The 11,614-nt window shown below is 71.5% G+C and carries 12 protein-coding genes; 9 read left to right on the top strand and 3 right to left on the bottom strand.

Going from position 1 to position 11,614, the window contains the following annotated elements; genetic code table 11:
- Positions 1-42: 42 nt before the first annotated feature.
- Positions 43-1,839 (bottom strand): AMP-dependent synthetase/ligase, encoded by a 1,797-nt coding sequence (locus ACFWFI_RS34135; RefSeq protein WP_387397999.1) that lies wholly within the window; start codon positions 1,837-1,839, stop codon positions 43-45.
- Positions 1,840-2,119: 280 nt separating this feature from the next.
- On the opposite strand from ACFWFI_RS34135, the gene ACFWFI_RS34130 reads away from it, so the two are divergent.
- The 6 genes from ACFWFI_RS34130 to ACFWFI_RS34105 all read left to right on the top strand — a co-directional run bounded on the left by ACFWFI_RS34130 (position 2,120) and on the right by ACFWFI_RS34105 (position 7,108).
- Positions 2,120-2,929 (top strand): metallophosphoesterase family protein, encoded by an 810-nt coding sequence (locus ACFWFI_RS34130; protein WP_387397997.1) that lies wholly within the window; start codon positions 2,120-2,122, stop codon positions 2,927-2,929.
- 120 nt (positions 2,930-3,049) lie between these two features.
- The gene (locus ACFWFI_RS34125) at positions 3,050-3,499 is read left to right on the top strand and encodes an SRPBCC family protein (protein ID WP_387397995.1); all 450 of its coding nucleotides are present in this window, start codon (positions 3,050-3,052) and stop codon (positions 3,497-3,499) included.
- A 4-nt stretch (positions 3,500-3,503) separates the two neighbouring features.
- Positions 3,504-4,685 carry an ArsA family ATPase gene (locus ACFWFI_RS34120; RefSeq protein WP_387397993.1) on the top strand — a complete coding sequence of 394 codons (1,182 nt, stop codon included), beginning with the start codon at positions 3,504-3,506 and terminating at the stop codon, positions 4,683-4,685.
- 80 nt (positions 4,686-4,765) lie between these two features.
- Complete coding sequence (locus ACFWFI_RS34115; protein WP_387397991.1) at positions 4,766-5,257, top strand: DUF5304 domain-containing protein; 492 nt, start codon at positions 4,766-4,768, stop codon at positions 5,255-5,257.
- Between the two features lie 75 nt (positions 5,258-5,332).
- On the top strand, positions 5,333-6,274 hold the full coding sequence (locus ACFWFI_RS34110) for an ROK family glucokinase (RefSeq protein WP_387397988.1): 942 nt from the start codon (positions 5,333-5,335) through the stop codon (positions 6,272-6,274).
- A 72-nt stretch (positions 6,275-6,346) separates the two neighbouring features.
- Complete coding sequence (locus ACFWFI_RS34105) at positions 6,347-7,108, top strand: endonuclease/exonuclease/phosphatase family protein (RefSeq protein WP_387397987.1); 762 nt, start codon at positions 6,347-6,349, stop codon at positions 7,106-7,108.
- A gap of 30 nt (positions 7,109-7,138) precedes the next feature.
- Here ACFWFI_RS34105 and ACFWFI_RS34100 read toward each other — a convergent pair whose 3' ends face one another.
- Both ACFWFI_RS34100 and ACFWFI_RS34095 read right to left on the bottom strand, forming a co-directional pair.
- Positions 7,139-7,804: a hypothetical protein gene (locus ACFWFI_RS34100; protein WP_387397984.1), complete on the bottom strand. Its 666-nt coding sequence runs from the start codon at positions 7,802-7,804 to the stop codon at positions 7,139-7,141.
- Positions 7,797-8,576, bottom strand: coding sequence for an alpha/beta hydrolase (locus ACFWFI_RS34095; RefSeq protein ID WP_387397981.1), 780 nt, complete (start codon positions 8,574-8,576; stop codon positions 7,797-7,799). The genes ACFWFI_RS34100 and ACFWFI_RS34095 overlap by 8 nt, the downstream gene beginning before the upstream one ends.
- A 216-nt stretch (positions 8,577-8,792) precedes the next feature.
- On the opposite strand from ACFWFI_RS34095, the gene ACFWFI_RS34090 reads away from it, so the two are divergent.
- The 3 genes from ACFWFI_RS34090 to ACFWFI_RS34080 all read left to right on the top strand — a co-directional run bounded on the left by ACFWFI_RS34090 (position 8,793) and on the right by ACFWFI_RS34080 (position 11,490).
- Positions 8,793-9,512: a lysophospholipid acyltransferase family protein gene (locus ACFWFI_RS34090; protein ID WP_387397979.1), complete on the top strand. Its 720-nt coding sequence runs from the start codon at positions 8,793-8,795 to the stop codon at positions 9,510-9,512.
- A 68-nt stretch (positions 9,513-9,580) separates the two neighbouring features.
- Positions 9,581-10,801, top strand: a complete 1,221-nt coding sequence (gene macS / locus ACFWFI_RS34085; protein ID WP_387397977.1) for a MacS family sensor histidine kinase — start codon at positions 9,581-9,583, stop codon at positions 10,799-10,801.
- Entirely contained in the window at positions 10,798-11,490 is a 693-nt protein-coding gene (locus tag ACFWFI_RS34080) for a response regulator (RefSeq protein ID WP_387397973.1), read from the top strand. Before macS ends, ACFWFI_RS34080 begins: the two co-directional genes overlap by 4 nt.
- Positions 11,491-11,614: the final 124 nt, after the last annotated feature.

Below are 11,614 nucleotides of genomic sequence, written 5' to 3'. Positions count from 1 at the left end.
CCGGTCGGGGTGCGGGGCCCCTCCTCGTACGTGTGCCCGGGATCAGCCGCGGTAGATGGACTCGACCTCGTCCGCGAAGTCCTTCGCCACGACGTTGCGCTTCAGCTTCAGCGACGGCGTGATGTGGCCCGCCTCCTCGGTGAACTGCGCTCCCAGGATGCGGAACTTGCGTACCGACTCCGCCTTGGACACCGCCGCGTTGCCGTCGTCCACCGCCCGCTGCACCTCGGCCAGCAGCTCGGGGTCCTCACGCAGCGAGACCGCCGTCGATCCGGCCGGCTTGCCGTTCTCCTCGGCCCAGCGGGAGAGGAACTCCTCGTCGAGGGTGAGGAGCGCGCCGACGAACGGCCGTCCGTCGCCGACCACCATGCACTCGGCGACCAGGGCGTGCGCGCGGATCCGGTCCTCGATCACCGCCGGGGCGACGTTCTTGCCGCCCGCCGTGACGATGATCTCCTTCTTGCGGCCGGTGATCGCGAGATAGCCGTCCTCGTCGAGTGTGCCGATGTCCCCCGTGTGGAACCAGCCGTCGGCCAGCGCCTCGGCCGTCGCCGCCTCGTTCTTCCAGTAGCCGGTGAACAGGTGCTCGCCGTGCAGCAGCACCTCGCCGTCGTCGGCGATCCGTACGACCGAGCCCGGCAGCGGCTGGCCGACCGTACCGATCTTCTGCCGGTCCCACGGGTTGAAGGCCGTGGCGGCGCAGGACTCGGTGAGGCCGTAGCCCTCCAGCACCGTGAAGCCGATGCCGCGGAAGAAGTGGCCGAGCCGCTCGCCCAGCGGTGCGCCGCCGGAGATCGCGTACTCGCCGCGGCCGCCGAGCACGGCGCGCAGCTTGCTGAACACCAGCTTGTCGAAGACCTTGTGCTTGACCCTCAGGCCCACCGAGGGGCCTTCCGGCGTGCCCAGCGCACGGCTGTACGCGATCGCCGTGTCGGCGGCCCGGTCGAAGATCTTGCCCTTGCCGTCGGCCTGGGCCTTGGCCCGCGCCGAGTTGTAGACCTTCTCGAAGACCCGCGGCACGCCGAGGATCAGCGTCGGCCGGAAGGAGGCCAGCTCATCGGTGAGGTTCTTGATGTCCGGCACGCAGCCGAGCTTGATCGGGGCCATCACAGAGGCGACCTCGACCAGTCGGCCGAAGACGTGAGCCGCGGGAAGGAAGAGCAGGACGGAACACTCGCCGGTACGGAAGAGGGGCTTGAGCCGCTCCACGATGTTGCCGCACTCCGCGAAGAAGCTGCGGTGCGTCAGCACACAGCCCTTGGGGCGGCCGGTGGTGCCCGAGGTGTAGACGATCGTCGCCGGGTCGTCGGCCTTGGCGCTCACCATGCGCAGGTCCAGCGTCTCGTCGGAGACTTCCGCACCTGTGGCCACGAGCTCGCCGACGGCGCCCCGGTCGATCTGCCAGACGTGCTGAAGGCCGGGGAGCCGGTCCCGCACGGTGGTGACGGACTCCGCGTGGGCGTCGCTCTCCACGACGACCGCGACCGCGCCCGAGTCGCCGAGTATCCACTGGACCTGCTCGGGGGAGCTGGTCTCGTACACCGGCACGGTGACGGCGCCGGCGCTCCAGATGGCGAAGTCCAGCAGGACCCACTCGAAGCGGGTGCGGGACATGAGGGCGATCCTGTCGCCGGGCTGGATACCCGCCGCGATCAGGCCTCTGGCGGTGTCTCTGACCTCAGCGAGGAACTGGGTCGCCGTGACGTCCGTCCAGACGCCGGCAACCTTCCGGCTCATCACCGCGACATCGGGATGCTGAGCGGCGTTGCGGCGGATGAGATCCGTCAGGTTGCCGTCCGTAGGGACCTCGTACAGGGCCGGAAGGCTGAACTCGCGCAAGACTGCTGCTCCTCATCGGGCTCCGGTTCCACGGCTCTGTGCGACGCACCGGATCGGTCCAAGACTGGCAGATGCTCAGTGGGGTGAGCACGACTGGACTGGCGGGACGTTACCCACCGGTACTCGGTTCCGGAAAGGGGGTTCCGGCCAGATGTCTTATGCATCACACATATCGGTGGTCCTTCGGCGCACATTAGTCCACTGGTGTCCCGATCCGGAAGTAATCGCAGGTCCGGCGGCCTCTACCCAGAGCAGCGGGCGGAGACCTAGGGTGATCTCCATGCGAGCCGGCGCACCTCACAATCAGCACACAACCCCCACCCGACGGACACGCGTGCACGTGGTCAGTGACGTGCACGGCAACACGGAGGCGCTGGCCCGCGCGGGGGACGGCGCGGACGCGCTGATCTGCCTGGGGGACCTGGTCCTCTTCCTCGACTACGCCGACCATTCGCGCGGCATCTTCCCCGACCTGTTCGGCGTCGCCAACGCCGACCGCATCGTCGAGCTGCGCACCGCGCGCCGCTTCGACGAGGCCCGCGCCTTCGGCCGCGAGCTGTGGGCCGGCCGGGACCGCAACGCGGCGATCCTGTCCGCGGTACGCAAGCAGTACGCCGAGATGTTCGCGGTCATGCCCACCCCGACATACGCCACGTACGGCAACGTCGACGTGCCCGCGCTCTGGCCCGAGTACGCCCATTCCGGTACCACCGTGCTGGACGGCGAACGCGTCGAGATCGGAGGCCGGGTCTTCGGGTTCGTCGGAGGCGGCCTCAAGACCCCCATGAACACCCCGTACGAGATCAGCGACGAGGAGTACGCGGCCAAGGTCGAGGCGCTCGGGCCGGTGGACGTCCTGTGCTCGCACATCCCGCCGGACGTCCCGGAGCTGACCTACGACACCGTGGCGCGGCGCTTCGAGCGCGGCAGCCGCGCACTCCTGGACGCCATCCACCGGACCCGCCCGCGCTACGCGCTTTTCGGCCATGTCCACCAGCCGCTGGTCCGCCGGATGCGGATCGGCGTCACCGAGTGCGTCAACGTCGGCCACTTCGCGTCGAGCGGCCGCCCCTGGGCCCTGGAGTGGTGAGCGACACGGGTACCGGCCGCGGGCCGGGGCGCGGGCGGGAGGGCCGCCGGTACGCGATAGCCTGCACACGGCAGGCCTCTGCCGAACGCGACCGGTACACCGCACTGGAGGGCCACGGCGATGGCTGAACACACCAGCTCGAGCATCACGATCGAGGCGGCACCGGCCGACGTCATGGGAGTGATCGCCGACTTCGCCCGCTATCCGGAATGGACCGGCGAGGTGAAGGAGGCCGAGATCCTGGCCACCGACGACCAGGGCCGTGCCGAACAGGTCCGCCTCGTCCTGGACGCCGGAGCGATCAAGGACGACCACGTCCTCGCCTACACCTGGAACAGCGAGTACGAGGTCGGCTGGACCCTCGTCAAGTCCCAGATGCTGCGCGCCCTCGACGGCAGCTACGCGCTGGCACCCCTGGGCGACGGCGACCGCACCCAGGTCACCTACCGGCTCGCCGTCGACGTCAAGATCCCGCTGCTCGGCATGATCAAGCGCAAGGCCGAGAAGGTCATCATCGACCGCGCCCTCGCCGGGCTGAAGAAGCGCGTCGAGTCCGTCCCGAAGGCCTGATCACGTGCGTACGGTCCTCGTCACCGGTCCCGGCGGCGCAGGCCGTACCACCGTCGCCGCGGCGACCGCGCTCGCCTCGGCCCGCAGCGGCCGCCGCACCCTCCTGGTCTCCGCCGACGCCGTACCCGCCTTCCCCGCGGGCACCGATGCCGCAGAGGTCACCGAGCGGCTGGCCTGCGCCCGCATCGACTCCGCCGCGCACTTCCGCGGTGAGCTCCTCGAACTCCAGGACCGGGCGTCCGGGGTGCTCGACCTGCTCGGCGCCAACCGCCTCGACGGCGAAGAGCTCACCGAACTGCCGGGCAGCGCACAGCTCGCCGTCCTGCACACCCTGCGCCGGGCCGCCGAGGGCGACTGGGCGAGGGACGGCTACGAGGTCCTCGTCGTCGACCTGCCCCCGCTCACCGACGCACTCGCCCTGCTCGCGCTGCCCGGGCAGCTGCGCCGTTATCTGCGCCGCCTCCTGCCCCGGGAACGCCAGGCCGCACGCGCCCTGCGCCCGGTGCTGGCCCAGCTCGCCGGTGTCCCCATGCCCGCCCGGTGGCTGTACGAGGCCGCCGCCCGCAAGGACGCCGAACTGGCCGCCGTCGAGGCACTGATCGAGGACAACGCGACCACCGTGCGGCTCGTCGCCGAGCCCGGGCAGGCCGCCGGCGAGGCGCTGAGCTCCGCCCGTACCGGACTCGCCCTGCACGGACTGCGCGTCGACTCCGTCGTGGCATCCCGGGTCCTGCCCCGCCACTCCGCCGACCCCTGGTTCGCCGATCTCGCCGCCCGGCAGGAGAAGTGCCTGGACCACTGGCACCAGGAATGGGCGCCCGGGGCCTCCGTACGCGAGACCGCCCACCTCGGCCGCGAGCCGCGCACCGTCGAGGACCTCGCCCTGCTCGCCGGGACCTGTGCACCGGACGACCGGGCGCCGGGACACGCCGGGGACCCCTGGTGGACCGAGGACGCCGGCGACGGCGTCATCGCCTGGTGCCTGCCGCTGCCCGGGGCGGTCAAGGAGGACCTCAAGCTGGTCCGCCGCGGCGACGAACTGCTCCTCACCGCAGGGCCCTTCCACCGGATCGTGCGCCTGGAGTCCGCGCTGCGCCGCTGCACCGTCTCCGGAGCCGCGCTGACCGACGGCGTCCTGCGTGTCCGGTTCACGCCTGACCCCGGGCTCTGGCCCCGGACACAATGAACGGCGTACCACCGTTCGGGTAACGTCGGTAGTACGTGGCTCGCACGGCCACGCAGGCAACCGCGTCGCAGGAGTCCGCCATGAGTGAAGCCACCGATCGTCCCGTCGACGACGACGCGTGGGCGGAGGCCTGCGCCGAGGACCTCGAAGCGGAGAAGGCCCGCCGGCGGGCACAGTACGGACAACAGCCGGGTTCCGCCGCCGAAGAGCTGCGCAAACTGATCGACGCGGTGGCCGACAAGGTCTCCTCGCTGCAGTCGCCGCTGCTCGGCATGGCCACCCAGGGCACCGTCCAGCAGGTGATCCGGCAGGCCAAGTCCGCGGTCGAGCCCGTCATCGAGCGCAATCCGGAACTCTTCGACCATCTCGCCGCCGCGGGGAACGAACTCCTGGCCGCCTACCGCTCCGCGGTCGAGGGCCAGGAGGGCCGCTGGACCAAGGGCACCGAAGGTGCCGGAGGCGCCTCGGGCGGCACCGGAAACACCCCCGGGCCCGGGAAGAAGGCGGCCGAGGACCCCTCGGACCCGCGTGACGAGGGCACCGGCGGCAGCGAACACATCGACCTGGACTGACCCTGGGCAGGAAATACCCGTCCCCGGCTCGGGTACGGTTGGCCGTAGCGGGGCTCGACCGAAACTGAGGGATTCATGGGACTCACCATCGGCGTCGATATCGGCGGCACGAAGATCGCGGCTGGAGTGGTCGACGAAGAGGGCCGGATCCTCTCGACGTTCAAGGTATCGACCCCGCCGACGGCCGAAGGCATCGTGGACGCGATCAGCGCCGCCGTGGCCGGAGCGAGCGAGGGACACGACGTCGAGGCGGTAGGCATCGGCGCGGCCGGATACGTCGACGACAAGCGTGCCACCGTGCTGTTCGCCCCGAACATCAACTGGCGCCACGAGCCGCTCAAGGACAAGGTCGAGCAGCGCGTCGGCCTGCCCGTCGTCGTCGAGAACGACGCCAACGCGGCGGCCTGGGGCGAATACCGCTTCGGCGCCGGCCAGGGGCACGAGGACGTCATCTGCATCACGCTCGGCACCGGCCTGGGCGGCGGCATCATCATCGGCAACAAGCTGCGCCGCGGCCGCTTCGGCGTGGCGGCGGAATTCGGTCACATCCGGGTCGTCCCGGACGGACTGCTCTGCGGCTGCGGCAGCCAGGGCTGCTGGGAGCAGTACGCCTCCGGGCGCGCGCTCGTGCGGTACGCGAAGCAGCGCGCCAACGCCACCCCGGAGAACGCCCAGATCCTGCTGGGTCTGGGCGACGGCTCCGTGGAGGGCATCGAGGGCAAGCACATCAGCCAGGCCGCCCGGCAGGGCTGCCCGGTGGCCGTCGACTCCTTCCGTGAGCTGGCCCGCTGGGCCGGAGCCGGTCTGGCCGACCTCGCCTCGCTCTTCGACCCGTCGGCCTTCATCGTCGGCGGCGGCGTCTCGGACGAGGGCGAGCTGGTCCTCGACCCGATCCGCAAGTCGTTCCGGCGCTGGCTGATCGGCGGCGAGTGGCGCCCGCACGCGCAGGTCCTCGCGGCCCAACTGGGCGGCAAGGCAGGCCTGGTGGGCGCGGCGGACCTGGCACGCCAGGGCTGACCTCACCACAGCGTGTCCGACGCCCGTCGCGCCCTCCGGGGAGCGGCGGGCGTCCGTCGTATCGTGCCTCCCATGGTCACGATGCCGATGCCACTGCCCGACTCCCGTACCGAGCCGGACGGTTCAGCCGTCATCCGGGTGCTCAGCTACAACGTCCGCTCACTGCGCGACGACACCGAGGCGCTGGCCCGCGTCATCCGTGCCTGCGCACCCGACCTGGTGTGCGTCCAGGAGGCCCCCCGCTTCTTCCGCTGGCGCAAGGCGGCGGCCCGGCTCGCGGCCATGACGGACCTGGTCGTCCTCAGCGGCGGGGCCACGGCGGCCGGACCCCTGCTGCTCTGCTCCCTGCGCGCCACCGTGGAACGCACCGAGGACATCCTGCTGCCGCGCACACCGGGGCTGCACCGGAGGGGGCTGGCCACGGCGGTGGTACGGATCGCCGGAGCGCGGCTCGGCGTCGTGAGCTGCCACCTCAGCCTGCAGCGCGAGGAACGGCAGGCGCAGGCGGGGATGCTGCTGGACCGGGTCGACGCCATGGGCGTCCCGCACGCCGTCGTGGCCGGTGACCTCAACGACGGACCGCAGGGGAGCGCCTTCCGGCGGCTGGCCGGGCGGCTTCAGGACTGCCGGGCCGTGCGGCCGTGGGGCGGCGAGCTCACCTTCCCGCCCGGCTCACCGCGCAAGCGGATCGACGCGGTGTTCGCGACCGACGGCATCGAGGTGCTCGGCTGCGGTGTTCCCGCGGACCTGCCCGGCGTAAACGACGCGGACCTGCGGGCGGCCACGGACCACCTGCCCGTGCTGGCCGCCCTCAGGGTGCCCGCGGGGGGATGAGCCCGGGCCGTGAAGGCGCAGGCACCCCGGTCAGACGACCGCGCCGCGCCCCGGATCGTCGTCCTCTTCGTCGTCGTGGGGCATGCGCGCCACCAGGGTGGCGAAGCCGCCCAGGAAGCCGCCGATGGAGAGGGTGGTCAGCCACCACGTCATCTCCCACTGCATCAGCACCGCGATCAGCATCAGCACCGGGCCGCCGACGACCGCGAGCCACGCGAACTTCGCCGTCACATCGGCCTCTGGAAGCGGCGGCGGCTCGGGCGGGACGAAGTGTCCCTCCTCGCTGTCGTCCGGATCGTCGGTGTCGCCGTCCTTGGGCTCCTCCAGGCCGTAGTCGCGCGGGCCCGCGACCCCGGGGGCGAAGACGACCGAACCGCCGAGCGGCTTCTTCACCGGCGGTCCGCCGGGTGTCTTCCCGCCCTTGTCCGCGTCGTCGCCCGCGCCGGACTCCGCAGAGGGGTCCAGGACGTTGAGCTGGTCGTCCTCCAGCAGCACCAGATCCTCGATCGACTTGAAGGGCTTGGCGCCCGGCGGGTCCGGCGGCTCCTCGCCGTAACCCGCGACGATCGCCTCCCAGGCCGCGGCCTCGTCGAGCGGCCGCGCCCCCTCCGTACCCTCGGGGACGGCCGTCCCCTCCGTGGGGCGCGGTTCGCGCTCCTCGTCACTGCCCGCGCGCTCCGCGTCGTGCTCAGCCACCGGACGTGCTCCCCTTCTTGCCAGCGTTGGGTGCGAGGCGGTCGATGAACCGGTAGCTCTCGTCGAAGATCCGCTCCGCATCGTGGTCCAACGTCGCCACGTGGTAGCTCTGTTCCAGGAGGATCTCCTCGACGTCCCTGGACGAGACCCGGCTGAGGATCCGCGCCGAGTCGGCCGGCGGCACGACATGGTCCTGCGGACTGTGCAGCAGCACGATCGGCTGGGTGACCTGGGGCAGATCGGCGTCGACCAGCCGGAAGAACGCCCGCACGGAGTGCGCGGCGTGCAGCGGCACCCGGTCGTAGCCGACCTCCTCGGCACCCTCCAGGGCGATGTCGCTGGTCAGCCCCTTCGTCGTCCGCACCACATGCCTTGCCACCGGCAGGGCGTACGCCGACAGGCCGTGCACCTTGTTCGCCGGATTCACCAGCACCAGGCCCGCGATCTCGTCCCCGTGCTTCGCGGCGAGGCGCAGCGCCAGGGCCCCGCCCATGGAGAGGCCGAAGACGAAGACCTGCTCGCACCGCGCCCTCAGCGCACGCAGCTCCCGGTCCACCTCCGCGTACCAGTCCTGCCAGCCTGTGACCGCCATGTCCTCCCAGCGCGTGCCGTGCCCGGGCAGCAGCGGGAGGGACACGGTCAGTCCCCGCTCCGCCAGATAGCCGGCCCAGGGGCGCAGCGACTGAGGCGAACCCGTGAATCCGTGACAGAGGAGGACGCCGACCTCTCCGCCCTCGTGGCGGAACGGCTCGGCTCCATGGAGGACCGGCACCAGGGTCTCCTGTTCATGAAGCGGGGCGGGGGTGCGGGGGGTGTGCAAAAGGATTACTTCACCGTACGCGACCGGACCGACACCGACCAGGGCCGTCACCGTCCGAGCAGCCGCCACCTGCGGGGGCAGCTGTGAGGGATACCGCCCCGAGCGGGCGGGGAAGGCCGCGGCCCCACGGGTTAAGGTCTCATCGACGGCACACAGGAGGCACCCGAGTTGATCTACGGCGCAATGAAGTTCTCCATCGGCGGGTCTCTGAAGCTCGCTTTCAGGCCGTGGGTGGAGGGCCTGGAGAACATCCCCGCACACGGGCCGGCGATCCTCGCGAGCAACCATCTGTCGTTCTCCGACTCCTTCTTCCTGCCGGCCGTCCTCGACCGCAAGGTGACCTTCATCGCCAAGGCGGAGTACTTCACCGCGCCGGGGGTGAAGGGCAAGCTCACCGCCGCGTTCTTCAAGGGCGTGGGACAGCTCCCGGTGGACCGCTCCGGCGGCCGCGGCGCCGGGGAATCGGCCATCAGGGCGGGCATCCAGGTGATCGAGAGCGGCGGGCTCTTCGGTATCTACCCGGAGGGCACCCGGTCGCCCGACGGACGGCTCTACCGGGGCAAGCCCGGAGGTCTCGCCCGGGTGGCCCTCGCCACCGGTGCGCCCGTCATCCCCGTAGCGATGATCGACACGGAGAAGATCCAGCCGCCCGGCCAGGTGATGCCCAAGCTCATGCGGCCGGGCATCCGCATCGGCAAGCCGCTGGACTTCACGCGCTACCAGGGCATGGACGGCGACCGGTTCATCCTGCGCTCGGTGACCGACGAGGTCATGTACGAGATCATGAAGCTCTCCGGCCAGGAGTACGTGGACGTCTACGCGACCGCGGCCAAGCGGCAGATCGCCGAGGACGCGAAGAAGAAGGGCACGGAACGGCCCGGCGCGTAGGAGCGTCGCGGGCCGCCCGGAGCGGGCAGCATGCAGGGGGAGAGGTCGGGGGAGGGGACACGGGGGACATGGCCAGGCGTGAACGGGTCGTACGGATGTCGGTCGAGCAGCCGCTGTGGCGTGCGCTGACCGCGTACCGCGTGCTGACACTGGTCTACGCGGCGCTCCTCGCCGGCTTCGGCCGTGACAAGTGGGAGCGCCCCTGGGTCGCAGTCGCCTTCCTGGCGTTCCTCGCGATCTGGACGCTCGTCACCCTTCCCAGGGTGGCCAACGCGGCGAGCTGCACGAAGCGGTTCCTCGGCCTGGACCTCACGGTCGCCCTGACCGGCATCCTTCTGACTCCGCTGGCCGACTTCGACGCCCAGCACATGGACGGCCCGACGCTTCCGTCGATCTGGACCGCCGGCTCGGTCCTCGCCTTCGCGCTCAAGGGCGGCTGGCGCTGGGCGGCCTTCGCCTCCACCCTCGTCGCCGCCGCGAACATCGTCGAGCGGGGTGAACCCAGCGAGGACACCTTCCACAACGTCCTGCTGGTGTGGGTCGCCTCCATCGCCATCGGTTACGTCGTCGAGGTGGCCCGCGCCAGTGAGCGCACCCTGGCCCGTGCCCTGGAGATCGAGGCCGCGACCCGGGAGCGGGAGCGGCTCGCCCGCGACATCCACGACAGCGTCCTCCAGGTCCTGGCCATGGTCCAGCGACGCGGCACGGCCCTGGGCGGAGAGGCCGCGGAGCTCGGCCGGATGGCCGGGGACCAGGAGGTCGCCCTGCGGACCCTCGTCTCCAGCGGCCTGGTCCCCACGACCCGGGTCTCCGAGGACAGTGCCGAGGGTGCCGTGGTCCGCGCGGTGGACGACACCGACGAGACGGAGAGCGCCGAGTCCGACCTGCGCGTCCTGCTCGCTCCGCACGCGGGCTCCAGGGTCACCTTCGCGGAGCCCGGCGCCCCGGTGCTTCTCCCGGCGGACGCGGCGCGTGAGCTCGCCGCCGCGGTGAGCGCCGCGCTGGACAACGTCCGGGTCCACGCGGGGCCCGACGCCCAGGCGTGGATCCTCGTCGAGGACGAGCCGGACGCGGTGATCGTCACGGTCCGGGACGACGGCCCGGGCATCCCGGAGGGCAGGCTCGACCAGGCGGAGGGGGAGGGCCGGCTCGGCGTCGCCCTGTCGATCCGCGGGCGGCTGCGCGACCTGGGCGGCACAGCAGAGCTGATCTCCGTGCCCGGCCAGGGCACCGAGGTCGAGTTGAAGGTTCCGAAGGTTTCACGGGGGAAGGCAGGATCGGTCCGATGAGTACACCGAACACGCAGGCGTCCGAGGAGCGGGCCATCAAGGTGATGGTCGTCGACGACCATCCGATGTGGCGCGACGCCGTGGCACGCGATCTGGCCGAGTCCGGTTTCGACGTGGTGGCGACCGCCGGCGACGGCCCGGGGGCCGTGCGCCGGGCCAGGGCCGCCGGGCCCGACGTCCTGGTGCTCGACCTGAATCTGCCGGGGATGCCCGGCGTCCAGGTCTGCAAGGAGCTCGTCGGCTCCCACCCCGGGCTGCGCGTCCTGGTGCTCTCCGCCAGTGGGGAGCACGCCGATGTCCTGGAGGCCGTGAAGTCGGGCGCCACCGGCTACCTGCTCAAGTCGGCCAGCACCCAGGAGCTGACCGACGCCGTGCGCGCCACCGCCGCCGGCGACCCGGTCTTCACGCCGGGCCTCGCCGGACTGGTCCTCGGCGAATACCGCCGGCTCGCCTCCGACCCGGCCCCCGCCGCCCCCGACCGGCCGAAGGTCCCGCAGCTCACCGACCGCGAGACGGAGGTCCTGCGGCTGGTCGCCAAGGGACTCTCGTACAAGCAGATCGCCGAGCGCCTGGTCATCTCCCACCGCACCGTGCAGAACCACGTCCAGAACACCCTGGGCAAGCTCCAGTTGCACAACCGGGTGGAGCTCGTGCGCTACGCCATCGAGGCCGGGCTCGACGACGCCTGAGGGGCAACCGCCGTATGTCGCGACGGAATTGACCGTCCGACCCATCCCGAAGTGACCTGGGTCACCATTAGCGTGGTCTCCGGGCCCTTCGTCCGGGTCGTGGCGGATCGCGCCCGGCGCGACC

This window comes from Streptomyces sp. NPDC060209 (assembly GCF_042728155.1).
In the GTDB taxonomy this organism is placed as follows: domain Bacteria; phylum Actinomycetota; class Actinomycetes; order Streptomycetales; family Streptomycetaceae; genus Streptomyces.
Note: the sequence above shows the minus strand (reverse complement) of the source record. Positions and strands in the feature narration are given on the sequence as shown.

What these genes read in the sequence shown, in the direction of transcription:
- ACFWFI_RS34130 (WP_387397997.1), top strand. Translation starts at nt 2,120, where the DNA reads ATGCGAGCCGGCGCACCTCACAATCAGCACACAACCCCCACCCGACGG.
- ACFWFI_RS34125 (WP_387397995.1), top strand. Translation starts at nt 3,050, where the DNA reads ATGGCTGAACACACCAGCTCGAGCATCACGATCGAGGCGGCACCGGCC.
- ACFWFI_RS34115 (WP_387397991.1), top strand. Translation starts at nt 4,766, where the DNA reads ATGAGTGAAGCCACCGATCGTCCCGTCGACGACGACGCGTGGGCGGAG.
- ACFWFI_RS34110 (WP_387397988.1), top strand. Translation starts at nt 5,333, where the DNA reads ATGGGACTCACCATCGGCGTCGATATCGGCGGCACGAAGATCGCGGCT.
- ACFWFI_RS34105 (WP_387397987.1), top strand. Translation starts at nt 6,347, where the DNA reads ATGGTCACGATGCCGATGCCACTGCCCGACTCCCGTACCGAGCCGGAC.
- macS (WP_387397977.1), top strand. Translation starts at nt 9,581, where the DNA reads ATGGCCAGGCGTGAACGGGTCGTACGGATGTCGGTCGAGCAGCCGCTG.
- ACFWFI_RS34080 (WP_387397973.1), top strand. Translation starts at nt 10,798, where the DNA reads ATGAGTACACCGAACACGCAGGCGTCCGAGGAGCGGGCCATCAAGGTG.